Source organism: Paenibacillus sp. N119s, from assembly GCF_059447605.1.
The window spans coordinates 23,161-45,263 of the sequence record NZ_JCAJRU010000005.1 but is presented as its reverse complement, the minus strand read 5'-3'; the positions used below and the strand labels follow the sequence as shown (position 1 = coordinate 45,263).

At 44.7% G+C, this 22,103-nt stretch carries 19 protein-coding genes and 1 pseudogene; 10 read left to right on the top strand and 10 right to left on the bottom strand.

Annotated features, from left to right (window positions below; genetic code table 11):
* Window positions 1–12 precede the first annotated feature (12 nt).
* From wecB to AC5V8P_RS01610, 5 genes are read left to right on the top strand one after another with little or no spacing between them, the layout of a single operon-like run.
* On the top strand, window positions 13–1,104 hold the full coding sequence (wecB, locus tag AC5V8P_RS01630) for a non-hydrolyzing UDP-N-acetylglucosamine 2-epimerase (RefSeq protein ID WP_063209422.1): 1,092 nt from the start codon (window positions 13–15) through the stop codon (window positions 1,102–1,104).
* Window positions 1,097–2,083, top strand: coding sequence for a polysaccharide biosynthesis protein (locus AC5V8P_RS01625; RefSeq protein ID WP_064797406.1), 987 nt, complete (start codon window positions 1,097–1,099; stop codon window positions 2,081–2,083). Before wecB ends, AC5V8P_RS01625 begins: the two co-directional genes overlap by 8 nt.
* A complete protein-coding gene (locus AC5V8P_RS01620; protein WP_064797407.1) occupies window positions 2,080–2,934 on the top strand; it encodes a dTDP-4-dehydrorhamnose reductase family protein in 855 nt (284 codons plus the stop codon). The genes AC5V8P_RS01625 and AC5V8P_RS01620 overlap by 4 nt, the downstream gene beginning before the upstream one ends.
* On the top strand, window positions 2,895–3,893 hold the full coding sequence (locus tag AC5V8P_RS01615; RefSeq protein WP_064797408.1) for an NAD-dependent epimerase/dehydratase family protein: 999 nt from the start codon (window positions 2,895–2,897) through the stop codon (window positions 3,891–3,893). Before AC5V8P_RS01620 ends, AC5V8P_RS01615 begins: the two co-directional genes overlap by 40 nt.
* Window positions 3,890–4,609, top strand: a complete 720-nt coding sequence (locus AC5V8P_RS01610; protein WP_063209413.1) for a glycosyltransferase — start codon at window positions 3,890–3,892, stop codon at window positions 4,607–4,609. The genes AC5V8P_RS01615 and AC5V8P_RS01610 overlap by 4 nt, the downstream gene beginning before the upstream one ends.
* A gap of 135 nt (window positions 4,610–4,744) precedes the next feature.
* Here AC5V8P_RS01610 and AC5V8P_RS01605 read toward each other — a convergent pair whose 3' ends face one another.
* The 4 genes from AC5V8P_RS01605 to AC5V8P_RS01590 form a co-directional block, all read right to left on the bottom strand.
* On the bottom strand, window positions 4,745–5,143 hold the full coding sequence (locus AC5V8P_RS01605) for a hypothetical protein (protein WP_063209411.1): 399 nt from the start codon (window positions 5,141–5,143) through the stop codon (window positions 4,745–4,747).
* Between the two features lie 210 nt (window positions 5,144–5,353).
* Window positions 5,354–6,748 (bottom strand): glycosyltransferase family 2 protein, encoded by a 1,395-nt coding sequence (locus AC5V8P_RS01600; RefSeq protein ID WP_064797409.1) that lies wholly within the window; start codon window positions 6,746–6,748, stop codon window positions 5,354–5,356.
* A 13-nt stretch (window positions 6,749–6,761) separates the two neighbouring features.
* A complete protein-coding gene (locus AC5V8P_RS01595; RefSeq protein ID WP_063209407.1) occupies window positions 6,762–7,478 on the bottom strand; it encodes a glycosyltransferase in 717 nt (238 codons plus the stop codon).
* A 246-nt stretch (window positions 7,479–7,724) separates the two neighbouring features.
* Entirely contained in the window at window positions 7,725–8,873 is a 1,149-nt protein-coding gene (locus tag AC5V8P_RS01590; protein WP_081276855.1) for a glycosyltransferase family 4 protein, read from the bottom strand.
* 417 nt (window positions 8,874–9,290) lie between these two features.
* On the opposite strand from AC5V8P_RS01590, the gene AC5V8P_RS01585 reads away from it, so the two are divergent.
* A complete protein-coding gene (locus tag AC5V8P_RS01585; RefSeq protein WP_064797411.1) occupies window positions 9,291–10,226 on the top strand; it encodes an NAD-dependent epimerase/dehydratase family protein in 936 nt (311 codons plus the stop codon).
* Between the two features lie 63 nt (window positions 10,227–10,289).
* Here the strand turns inward: AC5V8P_RS01585 and AC5V8P_RS01580 are convergent, their stop codons facing one another.
* The 5 genes from AC5V8P_RS01580 to AC5V8P_RS01560 all read right to left on the bottom strand — a co-directional run bounded on the left by AC5V8P_RS01580 (window position 10,290) and on the right by AC5V8P_RS01560 (window position 15,959).
* On the bottom strand, window positions 10,290–10,616 hold the full coding sequence (locus tag AC5V8P_RS01580) for a PTS sugar transporter subunit IIB (RefSeq protein WP_064797412.1): 327 nt from the start codon (window positions 10,614–10,616) through the stop codon (window positions 10,290–10,292).
* A 29-nt stretch (window positions 10,617–10,645) separates the two neighbouring features.
* Window positions 10,646–12,082 (bottom strand): glycoside hydrolase family 1 protein, encoded by a 1,437-nt coding sequence (locus AC5V8P_RS01575; protein WP_064797413.1) that lies wholly within the window; start codon window positions 12,080–12,082, stop codon window positions 10,646–10,648.
* A 72-nt stretch (window positions 12,083–12,154) separates the two neighbouring features.
* Window positions 12,155–13,450, bottom strand: a complete 1,296-nt coding sequence (locus AC5V8P_RS01570; protein ID WP_064797414.1) for a PTS sugar transporter subunit IIC — start codon at window positions 13,448–13,450, stop codon at window positions 12,155–12,157.
* Window positions 13,451–13,466: 16 nt separating this feature from the next.
* On the bottom strand, window positions 13,467–13,835 hold the full coding sequence (locus AC5V8P_RS01565; protein WP_081276846.1) for a PTS lactose/cellobiose transporter subunit IIA: 369 nt from the start codon (window positions 13,833–13,835) through the stop codon (window positions 13,467–13,469).
* A 198-nt stretch (window positions 13,836–14,033) separates the two neighbouring features.
* Window positions 14,034–15,959, bottom strand: coding sequence for a BglG family transcription antiterminator (locus AC5V8P_RS01560; protein WP_064797415.1), 1,926 nt, complete (start codon window positions 15,957–15,959; stop codon window positions 14,034–14,036).
* A 158-nt stretch (window positions 15,960–16,117) separates the two neighbouring features.
* Between AC5V8P_RS01560 and AC5V8P_RS01555 the strand changes: the two genes are divergently transcribed.
* Together AC5V8P_RS01555 and AC5V8P_RS01550 are read left to right on the top strand one after the other, a co-directional pair.
* Complete coding sequence (locus AC5V8P_RS01555) at window positions 16,118–16,516, top strand: Rrf2 family transcriptional regulator (RefSeq protein ID WP_063209393.1); 399 nt, start codon at window positions 16,118–16,120, stop codon at window positions 16,514–16,516.
* Between the two features lie 102 nt (window positions 16,517–16,618).
* Window positions 16,619–17,527 carry an NAD(P)/FAD-dependent oxidoreductase gene (locus tag AC5V8P_RS01550; protein WP_064797416.1) on the top strand — a complete coding sequence of 303 codons (909 nt, stop codon included), beginning with the start codon at window positions 16,619–16,621 and terminating at the stop codon, window positions 17,525–17,527.
* A gap of 123 nt (window positions 17,528–17,650) precedes the next feature.
* Here AC5V8P_RS01550 and AC5V8P_RS01545 read toward each other — a convergent pair whose 3' ends face one another.
* Window positions 17,651–18,679: a LacI family DNA-binding transcriptional regulator gene (locus tag AC5V8P_RS01545; RefSeq protein WP_064797488.1), complete on the bottom strand. Its 1,029-nt coding sequence runs from the start codon at window positions 18,677–18,679 to the stop codon at window positions 17,651–17,653.
* Between the two features lie 215 nt (window positions 18,680–18,894).
* Between AC5V8P_RS01545 and AC5V8P_RS01540 the strand changes: the two genes are divergently transcribed.
* Together AC5V8P_RS01540 and AC5V8P_RS01535 are read left to right on the top strand one after the other, a co-directional pair.
* Window positions 18,895–20,175: a glycoside hydrolase family 140 protein gene (locus AC5V8P_RS01540; protein WP_064797417.1), complete on the top strand. Its 1,281-nt coding sequence runs from the start codon at window positions 18,895–18,897 to the stop codon at window positions 20,173–20,175.
* A 74-nt stretch (window positions 20,176–20,249) separates the two neighbouring features.
* Window positions 20,250–22,100: pseudogene (locus AC5V8P_RS01535) on the top strand (beta-glucoside-specific PTS transporter subunit IIABC).
* The last annotated feature ends 3 nt before the right edge of the window (window positions 22,101–22,103 follow it).

Here is a 22,103-nt window from a genome sequence, read left to right as displayed (position 1 = left end):
GGTTCCAAAACGATGAAAATATTGACCGTGCTCGGCACAAGACCGGAGATTATACGGCTCAGCTTGATTATTCCGAAGCTGGACCACTATGCAGATAAACATGTGCTTGTGCATACGGGCCAAAATTATACAGAAAGCCTGAGCGGACAATTCTTCCGCGAGCTGAGATTGCGCACCCCCGATTATGTACTTCAAGAGAAAGCGGGAACACTGGGCAAACAGCTGTCTGCCATGTACTCGCAGATGGAAGACATTTTAAACCAGGAACGCCCCGACCATGTACTATTGCTCGGAGATACGAACAGCGCCTTATGTGCCCTGCTTGCGGAACGTATGGGTTACCCCGTTGTGCATATGGAGGCGGGGAATCGCTGTTATGATCTGGATGTGCCGGAGGAGAAGAACCGACGCGTTATTGATGCGATTTCTACCATTAATATGCCTTATACAGAGCAAAGCAAGCAGCACCTCCTACGCGAAGGCTTCCCAAGCCAACGAATTATACGGACTGGAAATCCGATTTATGAAGTGATGCAGCACTATGAGAAAGAGGTATCCGGCAGTGGGATTCTGAAAAAGTTGGGACTGTCGCCGGGGGAATATTTTCTGGTTACTGCCCACAGAGCTGAAAATGTCGACCATCCGCCGCATTTGCTGGCTATTTTGGATGGTCTTAATCGGGTAGCTCGGCAGTTCGGGCAGCGCGTCATTTGCAGTATTCATCCCCGCACCGCCGCCCGGATCGCAAGCCACCCGCCGATCCAGCTTGATCCGCTGATAGAATTCCACGAGCCGTTCGGTTTTTTTGACTTCGTTTTGCTGGAGCGGCATGCCCGCTGCGCTTTGACGGACAGTGGTACCGTACAGGAAGAATGCTGTGTCATGGGGGTGCCGACGGTCACGATGCGGCGCACGACTGAACGGCCGGAAACGGTAGATTGCGGCAGTAATATCGTGTCCGGTCTTGATGGCGAGGTTATAGCGAACGCCGTAGCCTTAATGACCAGGATGAACCATAAATGGCAATGTCCCGCAGGCTATCTGGCGGAAGATGTGTCGGATAAGGTAGTTAAATTTCTGCTTGGAGGGAAACGGCATGTTTGAAAACCAACGTATCTTGGTTACCGGCGGCACCGGCTCTTGGGGGCATGAGCTGGTTACCCAGTTATTGCCGCGTAACCCCAAAGAGGTCATTATCTTTTCACGTGGAGAATCGAGTCAAGTTGCAATGAACAGACAGTTTGAGGATGAACGACTCAGCTTCTGTATTGGGGATATTCGCGATAAAGATGCGCTGACTACCGCTTGTCAAGGGGTAGACTATATATTTCATTTGGCAGCCCTCAAGCACGTGCCAGTCTGTGAGGATCAGCCCTATGAGGCGCTTAAAACCAATGTTGTAGGCACCCAAAATGTGATCGAGGCCGCTGTCGCCAACCAGGTAAAAAAAGTCATTTATATCTCGACTGACAAGGCCGCCAACCCGTCTAATTTCTACGGCATGACAAAGGCGATTGGAGAAAAATTGATTGTTTACGCCAATCTGCTGAATAGCGATACACGTTTTGTGACGGTGCGCGGCGGTAATGTTTTGGGGACAAACGGAAGTGTGGTGCATTTGTTCCAAAACCAGATTCGCCAAAAGGGTAAGGTTTTTATCACAGATATGAATATGACCCGCTTCTTCCTGACCTTGCGTGATGCCATCAGTCTGTTGTTCAAAGCGTCCGTAGAAAGCGTCGGCGGCGAAATTTTTATCATGACCATGCCAACCTGCCGTATTGTGGATTTGGCCGAGGTGCTTATTGAGGATTCAGGCGTGGAAAATGTAGAAATGGTAGAAAAAGGCGTTCGTCCCGGTGAGAAAATTCATGAGATTTTGATGAGCGACTTTGAAAGCCTGACAACGGTAGTATATGACGAGCAATATTTGGTCATTCTCCCAACCCTGAATATTCCTCAATTAAAGGACCGTTATAGTCAGTGCCCTCCGGTATCGTTCAGCAGCTTTAGCTCGGAATTTAATTTGATGTCAAAAGAGGAGATCCGAGCCATTCTCCAAAGCGGGGGGTTCATCAAATGAAGCTGCTTATTTTGGGTGGTAACGGCATGGCGGGTCATGTCCTGGTTAAGTATTTTCAAAATCAGAACGGGTATAACGTGTTCTACACCACTCGTGATTCAGCAAATAAAGGCGGTCTCCTGCTGGATGTAAAAGACGGCTTTATGGTGGAGCAGCTGGTACGGAGTGTACAGCCAGACGTTATTATCAACGCGGTCGGCGTACTCAATCAGCATGCCGGGAAGGATCTGATTGCGGCATACCAAATCAATGGATTGCTGCCGCATCTCCTCCGGCAGACAGCGGATAGTATCGGTGCCCGATTGATTCATATCAGCACAGATTGCGTATTCAAAGGAAAGCGGGTTCCTGGCTTATATGAAGAGACCGATCAACCGGATGGGACAAGTGCCTATGCTATAACGAAAATACTCGGAGAAGTGAAGGCGCCACGGCATCTGACCGTCCGTACCTCTATTATCGGACCGGAGATTCGACCAGGCGGCATTGGTTTACTGCACTGGTTTTTACAACAGAGCGGGGACGTTGATGGATACCGCCGGGTCTTTTGGAACGGGGTCACAACGCTGGAATTGGCAAAAGCAATACAAGTGTTGATGAATGAGCCGCTGGACGGACTCATTCATCTGGTTCACCCTGAACCGATCAGCAAGCATGATTTGCTGCTTCTGTTCAAAGACATCTGGAAGAGAGAGGACATTCGGATCGTGCCGAAGGATGAGCCGGTGCAGGACCGGACGCTTCGTTCTACCCGGGCCGATCTGCTCTACGATGTTCCTCACTACAGCATCATGCTGAAGGAGCTGCTGGAATGGACAGAAGCACAGCGGAACAACGTCGGCCTGTCATAGTCATTACCGGAGCGGCTGGCTATACCGGGATGCATGCCTGCCGCCATTTTGCAAGCCTCGGCTGGGAGGTGGCAGCGCTGACTCGCACTGTCGCTTCTGCTTCAGAATTGACCTTTCGGTCTGGAAATGACGGGAATTCCACGCCGGAGACGGACACACTCGGTTGTATCACCCCTTATGTGTGTGACTTGCTCGACAAGAAACGTCTGGGCGAAGTGATTCGAGAAATTGCTCCGGATTATGTGCTTCACCTGGGTGGCAAAAATTCCGTACCTGAATCTTGGCAGAGTCCATTGCTATACATGGAATCCAATGTACTGTCCACCCTGTATCTGCTTGATGTTCTGCGACCTTTTCCCCAAGCCAGAATCGTCGTGGCGGGTTCTCGGCTAAAGACGACTTTGCAGGCACCGTACCATCCAACGCATCCATACAGTCTTAGCAAAAGCATTCAAGAGGCAGTCGCGCTTTCGTGGGGCGCGTTGTTCGAGCAATCTGTCATGCTGGCAGAGCCTTGCAACCTGATTGGTCCGGGTCCATCCACCGGCTTTTGCGCATTACTCGCGGGCTATATCGTTCGGATAGAACGTATGAAAGAGCACTCGGTAACGGAAGCAGCTCCGTTTCGCGTGTCTTCCCGACATGCGCAGCGTGATTTTCTCGACGTTCGTGATGCTGTTCGGGCCTATGGAGTGCTATTGGAAAAGGGAGTGCCAGGCCGAATTTACTCGGTTTGCACAGGCCGTATTGTGGAACTGGGTGATATCGTGGAACGTATGATTGCGATGTCAAAAATATTCATTCCCATACAATGGGGGGATATGGCCGAGTCAGTGTCAACAAGAGCATATCGGGCGCAGGAGCTGGAGGAGATGGGCTGGAAGCCGACCATACAGCTGGGGCAATCGCTGGAGGATATGATTCAATACCGCCGCACTGGAAAGGAAGGAACGTTATGAGACCAAAAGTAACGATCGTCATTCCCTTTTATAACTGTGCCTATGTGGATCAGGCTTTGCAGAGTGCATTGGAGCAAACCTATGGGCCGCTTGAGATTATTGTCGTCGATGACGGGTCCACCACACATGTTAATTTGCTTCAGCCCTATCTCCCCTATATACATTATTTGGGCAAATCCAACGGTGGAACAGCCAGCGCTTTGAATCATGGTATCCGGCATGCCAGTGGCGAATATATTGCGTGGCTCAGCTCCGACGACACCTACCATAGAGACAAAATTAATAACCAGGTCTCCTTTATGATCGAACAAGGGGCACATATCTCCCACACCAACTTCAACTTCATCAATGAATACAGCCAAATCACAAAATACCAGGCGGGACCTGTACTTCCGTCGATACAGGAATTTTATCGTTTTTTTCTGATAGGTAACCCGGTAAACGGATGCACGGTTATGTTCAAGAAAGAGCTGTTTACACAGATAGGGTTATTCAATGAGCTGTTGACGTATACCCACGATTTGGATATGTGGTACAGAGTTATACTGGCAGGATACGAGTTTCCTTTTTTAAACGAACTGCTGGTGAACTATCGCTGGCATGATGAGATGGGAACGAAAAAGCATCGGCACGTCATTGAACAGGAATACTTAATTACCCAGGCACGCTACAGAACCAGCTTAACTGAACTGCTGAACGGATTTGCAGCTATGTAGTACAAATCAGAATATTGAAAAATTTTCAGCCTGTGACCTGCAGTGCTTGTGTAGAGCACGCAGATTCACAGGCCAATTACAAATGACTAATGATGGTAGGGAGAAGCCAAGTTAGTTAGGGGAATAATACCTTTGTCATGAAGTTGGTCCTACAGTGCTAATTACTGCCCAATCGCCGAACGGGAATGTGTGTTCTGGCACAAAATTTCCAACAGCATCTTTTCCTTGGGCCGCAATCGAGATATCACTTGCGATTGCGGCTGGGGCTGGAGATGAAACGTTAATGATATATGCGGGTACTACAGTAGGAATCGTAAGTGTGACGACTGCATTTGCAGCCAAGGCAAATGTAGTTAAGAAATAAGGTACTGCTGCTGTACCTGGTGGTGCACTCCCAGGCGCGCTATAAGCCTGAACAACGATGGGAGAAAGTGCTGCTGCTGTTGTATTAGTGATACGTACTACAACAGAACTCGAATGGAAAGTGCCATCTGGATTAAGATTTTCAATTGCTCCTAACGAAAAAACGGCCATATTTTTCACCTCCTTGTAATACCAATATATGAAGAAAGAGTAGTAATAGAGTGTGTTAATATATAGAGGTGTTAGTACAAATTAAGGAATCACGGCTTGTCCAATACCTGAAATTAACATTGCCCATCGACTTTTATTACCGTTGTATGTCGCGAAAAGATGATTAAACTACAGGCTGGTTCTTTATAGAACCAGCCTGTAGTTTAATCATCATAAAGCCACGATCATTGGACCTTGTGGGCTTCGGTTAAATACATCCGTCGGAAGGGGAATAGGAGGCTGTGTATTCCATCTGAACACATGGAGCTCTCTTTTACTGGGAATGAGTCGCAACCATCCGCCCTCTGCATAATATAGTCCGTGATCCGGACTCATATACAACCGGTAATCTATCAGCTCATGCTCTTCGAAAACATTGGTATCAATAGGTGGACCAATAGGGAAGGTCTCCAGCTGCGCGAATGAAAGAGGAATCGATTCGTTGACCTCATAGCCCAGCAAACGGAACGTTTCGAAATCGCTGAAGGGATAGCGCAGACCATGGCTGATCAGGTGCATACCGTTCATGGGATCCCGGGCGATGTAAACCTCAGGGAAATGTTCTCGAAGTTGGCCATTATGCAGTAACGGCTTGCCGTCGGGGATGCTGGTCACCGTGGCATCCGACAGCTGGATTACCCGATCAAGACGAAAATGAAGAGCATGAAAAGTATCAAGCGACTCGACAGGCCGCTTCAGTCCTTTCTCGATTTGATAAATATTTTCTTTGGAGTCTCGAATGAGTATTCCATTCGGTAAGGAAGAATCCTTAGGTCGATGATGCGGATGCCCCGCGGCAAACTGTCCGGGGAAAAAGTATTCATCTAATGTATAAATGAGGCGTTCAGGGTTAAAATTCCATTTTCTTAGAAATATTCGGCGATTTCTCTGTCCCCATTCAACTATATCGATTGAATTATGTGTAAAACTTGCGTTACCCTCATGATGGACATGACTGTCTCCTGCGATGAGGAGCCTTAATCCCTTTTTTAGGGTCCGATACCCGAAATCAATATCTTCATAGCCACCTCCCGGGAATGCTTCGTCCAAATACCCGATCTGACTTATCAATTGACGACGGAACAACATACAAAATCCGCTTAAAGCGGTCGTATCCCGCCAAAGTGAGGGATTAGTGATATTAAAATTTTTGCTGAATTCATGATATGTCTCTGCGGTTGAATAGGACATGGGAAGGCGCTGCATTGGCATCACCATGTTGGACACAGGACCGACAATGCCAATATCCGATGAGCTAAAAAGTGCATGAATTAAATTTTCCAACCAATGGTGAGATACTATCGTGTCATTATTGAGCAGGAGAATAGTATCCCCTGTAGATGCCTTAATACCTTGATTACAAGCTGCTGCAAATCCACGGTTAGTTCCATTCTCAATTAAACGTACGTTCTCCCGATGACGTAGTTGATGTTGAGTACCGTCTGTCGATCCATTGTCAATACAGATCAATTCGTAAGGAATGGTAGTGTAGCGAACGATGCTATCCAGACAGCGTTCTGTTAGTTCCCAGTTGTTTAACGTAAGGATAACAATACTGACCAGCATAAAATCCCCTCCTTTAAAGAGTGTTCAGAACCATTTGTAATTGGTTCTGATGTGTCTGTCTGACGGTTTCTAATTCCTGTACAATAGCTTGGTAATGCTGGACTGTACCCATTTGTTCATGACGACGGTAGGCAGTGAGAGGCTCATTTAAATAGTGAAATTTTGTATGGTTCAATATTAGACGAATCCAAAAATCATAATCATGAGTATATAACAGCTTCTCATTGAAGTATCCAATGTTACGAACGTAATCCTTTTTCATCATCACCGTACAGCCATTTAACGGGCAGTAGGAAGAAAATGCCTCAATAAAGGAACGTACTGTCGTGAATTTGGCCGTTGCATTGCGACATATTACCTCGTTTGCTTTGTTAATGACATGATAATCAGTGAAACTGATCTCGGCTTGATGTTGCTCCATAAAATTCACTTGACGTTCAATTTTGGTTGGATAAAACATATCGTCTGAACTAAGCCAAGCAGCATACTTCCCGGTGGAGATTTGTATCCCATAGTTGAGCGCGGTTGCCGTGCCGCCGTTCATCTTTCCCAGATAATAAATGCGATCCATATAAGGGATCAAACGTTCCTGGTGCATAGTTGATCCATCATCTACAACAATAATTTCGATATTCGGATACGTTTGATTTAAGACGCTGGCTACAGCCTGATCTACATACGGACAGTTGAAAAAGGGAATGATGACACTCACTTTCGGCAACGATTCCACGTTTCCTCACCCCGCAATCTTCATGTGCTTTCTCCCCACCATACGGTATGTTAAAACGAATCTGTAATTGTGGACGATTGCCCGCGGTTCTTCATTTTGGGGAATTTATTTAAAGGAAAAAGAGGCAATTTACATCTTAATGAATGTAACTGCCCCTTTTTTTAGATTTGAGTGCTCAGATATACGTTATGATCTAATTGGTGAAAATCCAAAAAGAGAACGTTCGGAATATCTGGATTGAACTTTTTATTGCTGGTTCAAACCATAAACGGCTGCGTCAATTTCCTGAAGCAAGTTATTAAACCGGTTTTGGAATATATCTATGCCGAAAGATTCTATGGATGCATTGCGATTTTTAATTCCTATTTCCAACATGCGCTCTTTATTTTGAAGGAGGTCAACAACTATTTGCCAAAGTCTGCCCACATCACCTTTAGGCACTAAAAACTTCTCATTACCCGTATTCTTGAGCAGCTCACCAAGTCCTGCTGAGTCATAAGCAACGACTGGTTTGCCGAATATCATCCCTTCAAGAGCTGTCATTCCAAATCCTTCATCAATCATGCTAGGTACGACTACGACATCAAGTGCAGGGTATAATTGTTCAATGTGCCTTTCGAACGAATGAAATATAATGCGAGATGGATCTAATGTTGAACACGCCAATGCTTTGCATTTATTGAAGTATTCTGTTATTTCTGGACTTCCAGCAATAAGAAATTTTACTTGAGGAAAGTGTGACATTAGCATACCGGCCATATAGATAAATTGATCAATTCCTTTATGGACGGAGATCATTCCGCTTATGAGCCCTATTAGCGTTTCGTGGTCGCCGATATTATGGGCTCCCCTCAGACAACGACGATTTTCCTCCCACCTTTCAGAGTGCAATTCAGCATCATTCCAGGAAGGATATATAAGTCTATTTTTATTATTAACTATTGAACTCTTAAAAGGTGCAAGTACTGCTTCCGATATACCGATAATCCAATCTGCATAATGATTTACCATCCGTACTGCATCAATCTGATGTACACCTGGATACAAGATTTCGTCTATTATCCAAGCAACGGGAATGCCCGCTTTTTTTGCCGCAGCCGCAGGCAATGCATTAACCGATGTGTTAACCATCACCCAATCCGGCCTGTGCATGTGCAGAAGTGTTAATAGAGATTGGTAGTGATTGGAGGATTCCTGTTTTGCAAATTCCTGATGCATAGCTGGCGATGATTCATACAAAGACCATAGCAGTGGGTAATCTTGAATGGCTATACGTATCCCTTTAGTTTCTGCTTCTATTGATAGCATGCCGCAACAGGGAACAACCAGCACAACCTCATATTGATCGCTAAGGGTTTTAGCTAAAAAAAGTAGCCATTTCTCGGCACCCGACATTCGAGCCGGATGGCAAATATGTGAGAATAACATAACTTTAGACTTTACGCTCACGGGCTACATACCCTGCGCACTTCTCGGGTATGATTGTCACCTCCTTTAGATAGGTAATTTACTATATGAGCAATGTCTATCTGCCGACACGACCATTCACCCATGTATTATTCATTGCAAGGTAGTCATATATAATAGTTTGAATTTTTATGTGGGCACTCATGCGTGTGAAATGATCGTTTTTGGTGCCTGTGTGTGCTTGTGCCTGCGCCAAGCTATGGAGCAACGCATAAAATAATGTGAAGAGGGGAGCACATATGGGCCTGTCATGCTGTCATAACAACGTGAGGGATGCATCTGTCTCCGTAGTTGCTGGTAAGACCCAAACGCCGACCCGTTCAGGTTTGAAAGGAGGGTGCACTAGTGAAGGCTTTGGTCACTGGGGGAGCAGGGTTTATTGGTTCCCACCTGGTACGTGCGCTTGCTGATTCAGGCATCAGAGTGCTTGTGCTGGATAATCTGACGACCGGGAATGCTGCAAATGTGGACCCGCGCGCGGCCATGCATGTTGCAGATATTCGCAGCGCTGAAGCCAGGACGCTGCTGATTCGGGAAAGCCCGGATATTGTGTTTCACTTGGCTGCACAGGCTGATGTGCAGCAATCCATCCATCACCCTGATGAGGATGCGGATGTGAATGTACTGGGGACGATCCATTTGTTGCAGGCTTGTCGTGATGCGGGGGTGTCGAAAATCATATTTGCCTCCACATCCGGTGTATACGGAGAGCTGGAAAAGCAATGTATTCAGGAAGACGATCCCGTGGAGCCTATTTCAGGCTACGGACTGTCCAAGCTGACCGCAGAATCGTATATTCGGCTTTTTTATCGTTTGTACGGCCTGAACTACACGATTTTGCGTTACGGAAATGTGTATGGTCCCGGTCAGGCCGCGAAGGGAGAGGGCGGTGTAGTCGCTATTTTTATGGAGCGGCTGAAAAAAGGCAGTCCCTTGCTCATTCACGGCGACGGGACGCAAACCCGCGACTTTGTGTACGTCAAGGATGTAGTCCGCGCCAATATGGCGGCTATACATGCAGCGGACCAACGCACGGTGCATGTAAGTACGGGACGAACGACGTCGATCAATCGGCTGGCTTATGATTTGCTAAAGCTGCACGGTTCATCTGTGCGGCCGGTGTATTCTCCTGCGCGGGCGGGAGACATTCGCCATAGCTGTCTTAGCAACGCAGTCGCCAGACACTGGCTTCGTTGGGAACCGCTATACGGCATCTCTGCCGGTCTAAGGGAAACGTATGTGAGCAGTATGGGCACAGACAAAGAAGGAAGTCAGGGCTAACAAGCGCGCGGATCAAAAAAGAGACTGAGGAAACTCTCAGCCTCTTTTCGGTTTGAACAGAAGTTATAGATTCTCGCCAGCTAGCTTGAAGGCTTGATCTAGGACGGCTGCACCGTTTCCTCTACCGTAAGCCAATGTGTCAATGACATCTACAGGGATGCCATAGGGAGCGGCAATTTCAGTTACTGGCTTTTTACGCATCCGCACCTGAGGTCCGAGCAATATAGCAATCACAGGATCAGTCATGCCTTCCAGCTCTTCCTTAATGGTGCTTTCGGGGATGGCTTCGATCTTCAGATCTATAGATCTCTCTGCGGCTTCTTTTTTCATCTTGGAAACCAGAATGGATGTTGACATCCCCGCAGAGCATGCCAGAATGATTTTTTTCATATTAGAGCGCCTCCAGAAATTCATTTGAACTACTTATACTCTTCATCCAGATCAGCAACAAATGAGCGTTCCTTGATAACAGCTTGATACCAGTAGCCGGATTTCTTCAAATGCCGACTTCGATCATTCTCCAGGTTAATTTCCACCAGTCCATAGCGATTTTTAAAAGCATTCATAGGGGAAACGTTGTCTGTGAAGGCCCATAGCATATAACCTGTACAGTTGGAGCCTGCTTCTACAGCTTGTAACGTGTAGTATAAGTGCTCAGTTATAAAGTCAATCCGATAGTCGTCCTGAATAATGTGTTCCTCATTTTTGAACGCAGCTTCATTTTCAATGCCCATGCCATTTTCCGCGACAAACCACTCGATATTGTTATATTCGTTCTTGATACGCATTCCCATATCGTAAATGATTTTGGGATAAATTTCCCAGCCCCGTGACTTGTTCATTCTTTTGCCCGGAAGATCGAAATGCTCATAGTAGTAAGAGGGGTGAAAAGGAATGTTTTCGTTCCACGCTTTACTCTGCGCTTTGACCCGGTGGGGATAGTAGAGATTGATCCCAACGTAGTCAACGGTATTTTCCTTAATCAAGGCCAGTTCTTCCGCTGTAGCTTCAAAGGCAATATCATGCTTGCTCATAAGCTCGAACAATTCTTGCGGGTATTCGCCTTTAATAAGCGGGTCCAGAAATACTCGATTGTAAAATAAATCATACACATGAGCAGCATACTGGTCATGTGGAGCACTGGACCGGGCGTACGTCACTTCGGGATTCAGAATAACCCCTATTTTAGCTCCGCTCTGACTGTATTTTTTGGCTTTGAAAAGCTGGACGCATTTCGCCGTAGCCAGTGTTTTATGATAGTTCCATTGCATCCACGTTCGCGTATTTTGTTCATAGGGATAACGAAGGGCGTCCAGATAGACACGAGTCTGTACAACAATGGGCTCATTAAATGTAAACCAGTGCTTAACCCGATCTCCGTACCGTTCAAACACCTTTTCCGCATATTTCACAAACAGCTCCACCACATGCTTGGAAGACCAGCCTTCATATTTGTCCAGCAAATAAGCGGGCACCTCATAGTGCTCCAGACAAATCATTGGCTCGACTCCGCTTGCAATCAACTCGTCAATGACCCTGCCGATGTAATTCGCATAGGTTTCATCCACCACCACATTTTCATAATCCGTTAAGAAGCGGGACCAATTAATAGAGGTGCGATAATGAGTGAGTCCAATCTGCTTCATTAGGGCAATATCTTCGGCATAACGATTATAAAAATCGGTTGCCCCCGCGGGTCCATATCCATTGTGCCAGACATAGCGGTCATTTTTGTACCATACGTCCAGATATGAGTCTTGACCTTCCTGTTTACCGCTCCAGCCCTCTGTCTGCCAGGCGGAAGCCGCTGCCCCCATCATGAAATTTGGCGGAATTTGTACGGTGTGTTTAGCCATGATATGCTTCTCCTTTTCATTCTATAGATTCCTCAAGGCGATTCTCAGCGGGTGTATCTCTACAGTAGCGCATTATTCAGTCGTTCGCTTGTTGGCAATTTTGACGAATGGGAAATAGATGATAATGGCTACTATGATACAAATAATCTGCGTTACAACGGCACCAATGCTTCCACCTGTAGACAGGTAAGCATTAATAATAGGCGGTGTAGTCCACGGAACCATAACGACCGCTTTACCTGCGAATCCAAGCAATGTCGAGAAGTAGCCAATTGTTCCTGTGATGAGCGGAGTTATAATGAACGGAATCGCCATCAATGGATTCAGCATAATCGGAAGTCCGAAAATGACAGGCTCATTAATATTAAACAGGCCTGGCCCCAGCGAAAGCTTGGTAATTTCCTTCATGTCCTCACGTTTGGAAGCGATCATAATACTAATCAATAGGGCCAGCGTAACTCCTGAACCCCCAATGCTCATGTATACGTCCCAGAAAGGCATCGTAATAATGTTCGGAATGGGGAGTCCTTGGTCATATGCAGTCATGTTGACCGTAATTGCTCCAAGCAGCAGAGGTTCACGAATGGGTTTTACCATTTGGTTTCCGTGAATACCGATCACCCAGAAGATTTGCGCAACCAGCATGAGTATCAGTATACCTGGCAGTCCTTGGACTACAGTCTCCAAAGGTTGTTGCACCACATTATAGACAGCATCGTACAGGTAGAGCCCTGTAAACTTATGAAAAAAGAATCCAAGCATCGAAAAAACAGTTACGGTGATAATGGTAGGGATGAGTGCGGAGAAAGAAACAGCTACATTGCTGGGAACACTTTCAGGCATTTTAATCTTTAATTTATCGGACTTGCCCAGTTTGTTGTATAGCTCAACGGATAGGATACTTATGAAAATACCCAAAAACAAGCTTTTAGTATCCGTAAATTGACGGGCGATGACGTCCGTTACTTTTTGCATGTCTCCGTTAACCATCAGTTCAATCGTGGTTGGTGTCACAGAGATGAAACAGATGAGAGCAAGTAAACCGGGGAAAAGATTTTTCTCTCCATTAATTTTTCCTAGCTCCAGACCAATCATAAAAATAGCTAGAATGGTAAGGATATTCAGGCTGGCATAGTTAATGCTTGAGAAAATCGGTTTGTACTCTGCCAAAAATGAGAATGGCTTAAAATGGGCCAGACCATTGACCGGGTCCATAACCATATTGGAGATCAATACTGCAAAAGCACCAACAATAATAACAGGCATTAAAGTGATAAAAGCCGATTTGATTGCTATTATATATTTAAAATTGTTGATTGCATTTGCTACCGATGTGAGGCCATCGACCAGTTTGTCTTTGAAAGCCATGGATAGCGCCCTCCCTCTACGATTTTAATCCGAGCTGATCAATGCGTTCATACAGGTTTATAAACTCCGAGGCCATATCGTGAATGGTGATGGCATTCATCAAATGATCTTGGGCATGCACCATCATGACGGACATCTCTGTTTTTTCACCAGCTGCTTCCTTACGAATGATTCTGGTTTGAATTTTGTGGGAAGACACCAGTTCTTTTTTAGCTGAGGCCAATTCTTCTCTGGATTCCTGAAATTTGCCCGCCTTTGCAAGCTCAATCGCTTCCATCGCCGAGCTACGCGCATTCCCAGCGTATAATATAATTTGGAATACGATCTCGGTATCGTCCATGTCCTCCATGTTCACATCGTGTTCTGCAGATTCATCATTATTCATATGTTCTTGACTCCTTTCATCAGTTCTTCATATCGCCATTATAATTTGGAATCGCTTTCAACATAACGCATATTATTTCCTCTTCTTAACGGAAATCAATCGTTCGTTCTATCTGCTTACTCTATCAGTAAACATAAAAAGAGAGAAACCCCGCCATGTAGGCTGTAGATTTCTCCTTTGTGTGCATCCTATTGATCTTCAACTATTTTTATGCAGCACTTCTACGAACTCCGTGTACGTTTTGCAGCGGATAAGCTGCTGGACCAGCTTTTCATGATTTAAAATGTTAAGCAAAATATGATACATATTTTGTAAATCTTCTGATTTGGTGCGCTGTATGCAGAGCATGCAAATGAACTGTACGGGCTTGCCATCCCAGTCGATCGCTTTTTGTAATGTGCAGATGGCCCAAAACGTGGATTCAGCAAAAGGTTCCATCGGATGCGGAATCGCGACAAGGTTGCCAAATGAAGTGGGGGAAACGGCTTCACGCTCTATCACAGATGGCAAGAAAGATCCTTTGACAAGACCTGCATCTTGTATTTTTTCGACCATGAATTCAAGTACTTGAAGTTTGTTATCAAACTTCTGCTGGAGAAAGACTAATTTTTTCCGTATATATTGTACAGCAGGAAGCTTTGACTCTGAGATGACCTGTTCAATTTTGCTAATATCCGCATTGCCCAAAAACGTATTCACATGGACCATGGGGATAGAAAGCGTTTCTGATATAGGGGTCGTGCTAATGATAAAATCCAGAGTATCCAGCGGCATATGCTTCAGCTTATAAAATTCAGTGGTTCCTACGATATCCAGTCTGGAACCAAAAACAGATTGAAGCTTGTAATACAGCAGCTTTGCGCTGCCGAGTCCGGAAGCACATACGATCATACACCTTTTGGGTGTTCCCTCCATTTTCTTTCTTTCCATCGCGACTCCGATATGAATGGCTAAATACCCAATTTCATTGTCCTCGATATGGATATGAAGTCGCTGTTTGATAACTTCCGCAGCAATGATACCTGCTTCAAAAGCAAGCGGATAATGGGCCTTGATTTCATCCAGCATGGGATTACGCAAATTCATTCCGTATTGATAACGATTCATGGCTGGTTTGAGATGAAGGCAAAATGCAATCAGCAATTCTTGATCGTTTTGGATGTTCATGTTCAACTGCTGATCGATTCGGCCCAATATTTCAATTGTCAGTTCATAAATATCTTGATCAATGATTTTTTTAATCTCCATTTTATCTATATGGGCCCTAACAACAGTCCTTACACCCAGCAAGTGCACAGCAATGTACGCAACTTCAACAAGTGGAAAAGGGTGTTTTATGCTCTGTTCCAAAGCAGATACGATCTCAGCCGCGACCCTAAACTCTTTTTGAGCTTCGATCTTTTTCATCTCTTGGGGATAATACGATACATACTTCTCCTCACGAATACGCTTACATGCTATGACAATATGAATGACCAGATTATTCAGGGCAATGTCTGACAACTGAATATCATGATACTCAATCCGCTCCAGAATCACTTCTCTTATGAATTCCATCTCTTCGTTAGAGATCAAAGTAGGGTGAGGCATCTGTTGTCCGCCTATTTCATCTGTGCTATTAAATATATAGTCGGAAATGCAATAACGCAGCTTGGTTTCTTTACCTTTGACTCGAATCCCATAATAGGGTCTATTCTCCAGCGATAGTCCATAAGTGGCCAGTAATTTGCGCACTTCTTTAAGATCATTCTGTAAAGTAGACCGACTAACATACAGCATTTCAGCTAAATCATCAAGTTTCACATAAGCAGGAGTAAGCAGCAGCTTTTTCATTAAAAAACGATGTCTGGCTTCAGAGGAATTCGCTAAAAGATGGGGCACATTGCTTTCATAGTCCTTTAATTGCTTCAGCAGCTGATGAAATGCTTGTTCGTCTTGAACCTCTAGCTTGTAGCCTATTCCTTTAAGGGGTTTGACTGTCGCCCCATGCTTTGACAACAATGCACTCAATTCCTTTACATCTGTTCGTATGGTTCGAGAAGATACCTTCAATGCATTCGCCAAATATTCTCCCTTAACGATCTGTTCGTCAACCAATATACGCAGAATATCAAAAATACGCAAAACGAGCCCCCTTCCTTAGCTGTTCTGAAGAACAGTATACAATGCTTAGAGCGTAACCAAAAGAAGAACTAACCACAGCGCGAATCACCTATGATCTTGACACTCCAGTATATTTAAAGATATTATAGATACAATAAGTCTGTGATTGAGGTGTAGTTATGAAATTTACCAAAGCAACCAATTATGCTCTGCATACCATGCTCATGCTTGTTACGGATTCGTCGGTGAAGCCTGTGGGTGTTCAGCAGTTGGCCGAAGCGCAACAAGTTTCACCCACGTATCTTTCAAAAATTTTGACGAGGCTTGTGAAGGCGGGAATGATCGAATCAGTCTCTGGAGCCAATGGAGGCTATAGATTATCCCGTAATAAAGACGATATTACCTTTTTGGATATTATCCATGCGATTGAAGGGACCAATTCTTTGTTTGAATGTGATTTTGTCCATGGATCAGAATGTCTGATTCAAGCTGTAATGAGGGAAGCGGAGGAGAAAATGGAGAGCCATCTTAAACATACAAAATTGGTCGATTTGGCGCAAAAGCAAGCGCAAATATAAAGGCAATGGCTAGAAAGAGGGTGGTTGCAGGGATGTGAAGTTTTTTTTGTTTTTATTATAGATATAATGAGTCTTTAATATCTCTAAAAAGGAGCTGAATGTATGTTGTACGATTGCGCTATTATTGGGGGAGGGCCTGCCGGATTGAATGCCGCCCTTGTGCTTGGCAGGGCAAGAAGAAGTGTGGCTTTGATCGATAATAACCGGCCCAGAAATGCGGTTACGCATGCGTCGCACGGTTTCATTACAAGAGACGGCGTAACGCCGGCCGAGTTCCGCCGCGTAGCTTATGAGGAAGTACTGCGTTATCCATCTGTCCATCATATACAAACCGAGGTTATTTCGGTTGCGAAAAATGAATCCGGATTCGAAGTATCTGATTCTTCAGGCCTTCGAGTTCAAGCCCGCAAATTGATACTGGCGACGGGCGTAAAGGAGATATTCCCTGAGATCGAAGGTTTTTATGCGTTCTACGGGAAAAGTTTGTTTAATTGCCCTTATTGCGATGGCTGGGAGCTCCGAGATCAACCGCTCGTTCTCGTCTCTAATTCGTCAGCTATATATCATACAGCCAAACTGCTCCTGAACTGGAGCAAAGATTTGCTTGTCTGCACGAACGGTCAAACATTTTTGTCGGACGAGCAAAAAGAGCGACTTCAAGCTAAAGGAGCCGTGGTCATGGAGCAGCCTGTTGCGGCGTTCGTCGGTCACGATGGGCAACTGGAGTATGTGTCCTTTACAGATGGCACTCAAGTTCCGAGGGCTGGCGGTTTTGTGACTCCCCAATTTGTACAAAGTGGGGAGTTGGGAGAACGTTTGGGCTGTGAAAGAACAGAGTCGGGCGGGCTTCAAACGGATGGAGCGGGAAGAACCTCCATACCTGGTGTATATGCTGCCGGGGATTCTTCGTACTTCATGCCTTCTCAATTGATTTTCGCTGCGGCTGACGGTAGTCGAACCGCTGCGAGTGTAAATTTGGATTTGACAGAGGAAGATTTCAACGAGTGTTGAGCATTTAATTTGAAATGTCCAATGTGGAATTCCACCGATAGAAAAGGCCGCCTATATGGCGGCTTTATTCTATGTCATCTCTTGTATCCTCGATATGCTTCCTTTCGCTCACTTGGTCGAAGGTTACTCTAAGGCCAAACAAGACCTTCTTTCAATAACCTCTGTATTCACAAGAACCTGAGTATGATGCTCCTGGTTGTGATTAAGCCTTTCCATCAGCAAGTTAACAGCCGTTCGGGCCAAAATATCCTTTTTCACATGAATGGTTGTGAGCTCCGGGCTAATGACCTTGGCTTCATGAATATTATCAAACCCCATGACAGAAATTTGTTCAGGCACTCGAATGTTCATTTCCTGAAATGTTTTAATAGCACTGATCGCCATATAATCATTTTCACAAAACAGGGCTGAAGGCAGCTCATTCAGTTCATGGATAGCTGTTTTAAATGCGTCCTGTGACATCACAAGCATCGGATGCATATCAAAGGTAAGCCCATGATCTATGGCCAGATTATGCTCCTCTAAAGCAGCCATAAACCCCTCTTTTCGTTTTGCAAAGTTAAGAATTCTGGTACTGGATTGTACGTATCCTATATTTCTGTGTCCAGACTGGATTAAATATTGGCCTGCCTGGTACCCCCCGAGATAGTTATTAATAGATACAAAGCTGGCATCAACGTGTTCAAAGCAGGTATCCAAAACTACGATATTGGAATGAATAGATTGTAAGGAATGAATAATCTCGGCAGTTAAATTGGTGCTCAGCAGAAGTATACCTGAAGAAGGCTGGTCCTTTTCCAGAGCAGACAATTCTGTCTCCAGGCTATGGCTATCAAATGACGAAAAAATCAAAGTATTGCCATGTTCTCTTACCTGGTTGGTAATATGATGAATCAATTCATTGAAAAATGGAAGTGATTCATATTGCCCGGTCACGATGCCTGTATTTTTGCATGCAACAAAACGAATGACATGGTGACTCTTCGTAAATTCCTTATTTGACTTCATGGTACGTGGTCTATATCCATGCTCGTGGGCAATTCTTAAAATATGCTCCTTGGTTTCTTCGCTAACACCGGGTTTATTGTTAAATGCTAAAGAAACGGCTGATTTTGAAACACCGGCAAGCTTTGCAATATCATCTATTTTCAACATGGAACCTCCCATTGGACTAAACTATATAAATTATATCACGATTATATAATAAAGTTTAGTTTATAAATTAAACTAAAAAAATGAAGTGTAAAATGAGTTGACCTTTTCAGATACATATTGTTAATATTCAATTATGAACGCTTTATTTAGTTTATTTTATTCAATATCATATAAAATTATACTTTATTTTAGTTTTGTTTATGAGTGAAAGGGTGATTTATTTGAGTTTAAGCATGGCTAATAATCAAAGAAACTTCGTGAAAAAGGGCAAGCCTTTCTTTTACTTGGCAGATACCGTCTGGAGCGTATTTACCAACGCGACGATTGAAGAGTGGAGTGATTACCTGGATTATCGAAAGATGCAGGGATTCAATGTTTTGCAAATCAACATGCTCCGTCAATGGGATGCCAGTGAAGCAGATTTGAATCTACAGCCGTTTGCATTACTGGAAAATGGAGATTTCGACTATCACACATTAAACGAAGCCTATTTTGATCGGGCAGAATTCATGATCCAGATGGCTGTAGAGCGCGGATTTATTCCAGCCTTGGTACTTCTGTGGTGTAACTATGTACCGGATACATGGGCTGAAATGTTCCAGAAGGGTAATAAAATGCCGCTGGATTGCGTTGAAAGCTATGTAACTTATGTGGTAAACCGCTATTCCCGGTTCGAGCCTGTTTATTTGATCAGCGGGGATACTGATTTTCCTACAGAACGTGCTAATGCATACTATTTGAAGGCGCTGGAAACGGTACAGCAATTAAGCCAGGCAAGCCTAACAGCACTGCATATCCAAGGAAGATTGAGGGAAATTCCTGAAGTCTTTGAGCAGCACAAGGGTCTTGGATTTTATATGTATCAGTCAGGGCATAATTCCCAGTTTCAGCATTTTGCCTACGAGATTGCCCAGCATTTTTATCACAAGCCGGAGATTCGTCCCGTCATCAATGGAGAACCTTGCTATGAACAGATCAGTTATAGCCGCAAAGTGTATGGTAGGTACACTGCACTGGATGCCAGAAAAGCAGCATGGCAAAGCCTGCTGGCAGGCGGGGGAGCGGGAATCACCTATGGAGCGCACGGCATTTGGAGCTGGCATAAAAAAGGCAAGAAGTTCGGAATCGTGGAAGGGGAGGGCTTTGATAGTCCCTATGATTGGAGAACGGCACTGCGTTTTAAGGGCGCATGGGATTATTCCTTTATCAAATATTTGTTTGAAATGTACAACCTGATCGGCATCAAGCCGCTGGATATTGTTTTAAACAAGACAGAGGAGATCAGAGCAGCGGGGAACGAGAATACGCTCGTCTTGTATATCCCGGTTAACACGAAGGTGCGGCTAAGCATCAACGTACAGGACTACAAGTTTACAACCATTGATTTAGCGGAGAGACGATTTGCCCAAACGGAGGTGAATGTCCAGGCTGATCAATCTGTCATTGATATGCATGGTTTTGAAAGTGATGTTGTGATCATCGGAACGAAATAAAACAAGAGATAAGTATGAGCAAGCTAACAGGTGGAGTAGCAGAGAAATAGAAAACGCATCCAGGAGTGATCATGATGGATTACCAAAAGACAGCTAGGGAAGTGCTTAGATCGGTGGGGGGAACGAAAATGTGAACAGTGTCATTCACTGTGTCACTCGTTTGAGATTTAAACTGAAGGATAGATAATTTCCAGATAGAGGAAAAATTAAGCAGATTGACGGTGTCATTACCGTCGTGGAAAGTGGTGGACAATTCCAGGTGGTCATCGGGAATGAGGTTCCCAAAGTATACGAGGCTCTTTTGGATACGATGGGAGTAAAGCATGGAGACCAGGCAGTTGAAGATGATCAAAAGAATGAAAAAGGGAGCCTGTTCAGCCGATTTGTCGATGTAATCTCAGGCGTGTTCATGCCCGTTGTTGGTGTGTTTGTCGCTGTCGGGATTCTAAAAGGACTGTTGGCCTTATGCACATCTCTGGGCTGGATGACTGATCAGATGGGCACGTACAAAATTTTATATGCCACAGCAGACGCTATGTTTTATTTCTTTCCAGTTATTCTAGGGTTTTCAGCAGGTAAAAAGTTCGGAGGAAACCCGTACCTGTCTGCTGTTTTGGGGCCGCTTTGGTGTATCCGACCATTACTACCGCCTTTACGGATAAAACGGCGCTGTCCTTTTTGACTATATCGGTCGTTCTGATTAATTATACTTCTTCTGTTATACCTATCATTATTGGAGCGTTCTTGGCAGCTAAGGTCGAAAAAATGATAAGTAAGTATGCACCTGCTTCTATTAAAATGTTCATTGTGCCTTTTCTGACCTTGGTCATTATCTCACCGATTGTTTTTCTGGTTGTAGGGCCGATAGCAACTATAATCAGCGATGGGTTAGCCAAAGCTCCATGTGGATTTACCAGTTAAGTCCGGCTATAGCTGGGCTCATTCTGGCCGGATTCTGGCAGGGCATTATTAACTTTGGCTTGCATTGGGCGTTCATTCCCATTCTCCTCAATAATGTAGTTACGAACGGGTTTGATCCGATTAACGGTATGCTGTTTTGTACGACGTTTGCGCAAACAGGTGCGGCTTTCGCCATTGCTTTGAAATCACGTGACCCTAAATTGAAACCCATTGCTACTTCTGCCACCATCGCGAGTTTGATGGGGGTTACTGAGCCAGCTACTTATGGGGTTACGTTACCCACCAAAAAACCGTTTATTTTAGCCTCGATCGCTGGGGGGATAGGTGGAGCGGCAGCGGGTTTGCTTGGCTCAACAGCATATGGATTTGCCTCAGGCGGGATTTTTGGTATCCCTTTATTCATTAATCCAAAGGGGATAGATGCGGGCTTTATAGGTTTTATCATATCTTTGGTTGTCGCTTTTGTAGTCGGATTTATACTGACCTATCTTTTTGGCTATAAAAATGCGAAACCTGCACCTGAGATTAAGGTTACAGATGAAAGCAGAGAGGAAGAAAAAACCGTATTTAGCCCTTTAAATGGTGAATTGGTCCTTTTGACCACAGTGAAAGACGAGGCTTTCTCCAGTGGTGCGATGGGTCAGGGAGCCGCGATTATCCCCCGAGAAGGAGTAGCTTACGCCCCTTTTGATGGAACTGTTGTTACCGTTTTCAAAACAAAACATGCGATTGGACTTATCTCTGAGGATGGAGTTGAACTACTCATTCACATTGGAATTAATACAGTCAGCTTGAAAGGAAAACATTTCACTTCTTTTGTATCTGAAGGTGATACGATTCAAAAAGGGGACAAGCTGGTTGAATTTGATCCAAAAGCTATAGCGGATGAAGGATATGATCTCACCACATCTGTTATAGTTACCAATACTGCGGTGTATACGGATATTTTAGCGGAAGACTTGAATGAGATTCAGGCAGGAGATCGCTTGTTGAAGATCAGATAGTCC

Bases quoted from the DNA above. Each gene is read 5' to 3' on its own strand.
- wecB (WP_063209422.1), top strand. From the start codon at position 13: ATGAAAATATTGACCGTGCTCGGCACAAGACCGGAGATTATACGGCTC.
- AC5V8P_RS01625 (WP_064797406.1), top strand. From the start codon at position 1,097: ATGTTTGAAAACCAACGTATCTTGGTTACCGGCGGCACCGGCTCTTGG.
- AC5V8P_RS01620 (WP_064797407.1), top strand. From the start codon at position 2,080: ATGAAGCTGCTTATTTTGGGTGGTAACGGCATGGCGGGTCATGTCCTG.
- AC5V8P_RS01615 (WP_064797408.1), top strand. From the start codon at position 2,895: ATGGACAGAAGCACAGCGGAACAACGTCGGCCTGTCATAGTCATTACC.
- AC5V8P_RS01610 (WP_063209413.1), top strand. From the start codon at position 3,890: ATGAGACCAAAAGTAACGATCGTCATTCCCTTTTATAACTGTGCCTAT.
- AC5V8P_RS01605 (WP_063209411.1), bottom strand. From the start codon at position 5,143: ATGGCCGTTTTTTCGTTAGGAGCAATTGAAAATCTTAATCCAGATGGC.
- AC5V8P_RS01600 (WP_064797409.1), bottom strand. From the start codon at position 6,748: ATGCTGGTCAGTATTGTTATCCTTACGTTAAACAACTGGGAACTAACA.
- AC5V8P_RS01590 (WP_081276855.1), bottom strand. From the start codon at position 8,873: ATGTCGGGTGCCGAGAAATGGCTACTTTTTTTAGCTAAAACCCTTAGC.
- AC5V8P_RS01580 (WP_064797412.1), bottom strand. From the start codon at position 10,616: ATGAAAAAAATCATTCTGGCATGCTCTGCGGGGATGTCAACATCCATT.
- AC5V8P_RS01575 (WP_064797413.1), bottom strand. From the start codon at position 12,082: ATGGCTAAACACACCGTACAAATTCCGCCAAATTTCATGATGGGGGCA.
- AC5V8P_RS01570 (WP_064797414.1), bottom strand. From the start codon at position 13,450: ATGGCTTTCAAAGACAAACTGGTCGATGGCCTCACATCGGTAGCAAAT.
- AC5V8P_RS01565 (WP_081276846.1), bottom strand. From the start codon at position 13,835: ATGAATAATGATGAATCTGCAGAACACGATGTGAACATGGAGGACATG.
- AC5V8P_RS01555 (WP_063209393.1), top strand. From the start codon at position 16,118: ATGAAATTTACCAAAGCAACCAATTATGCTCTGCATACCATGCTCATG.
- AC5V8P_RS01550 (WP_064797416.1), top strand. From the start codon at position 16,619: ATGTTGTACGATTGCGCTATTATTGGGGGAGGGCCTGCCGGATTGAAT.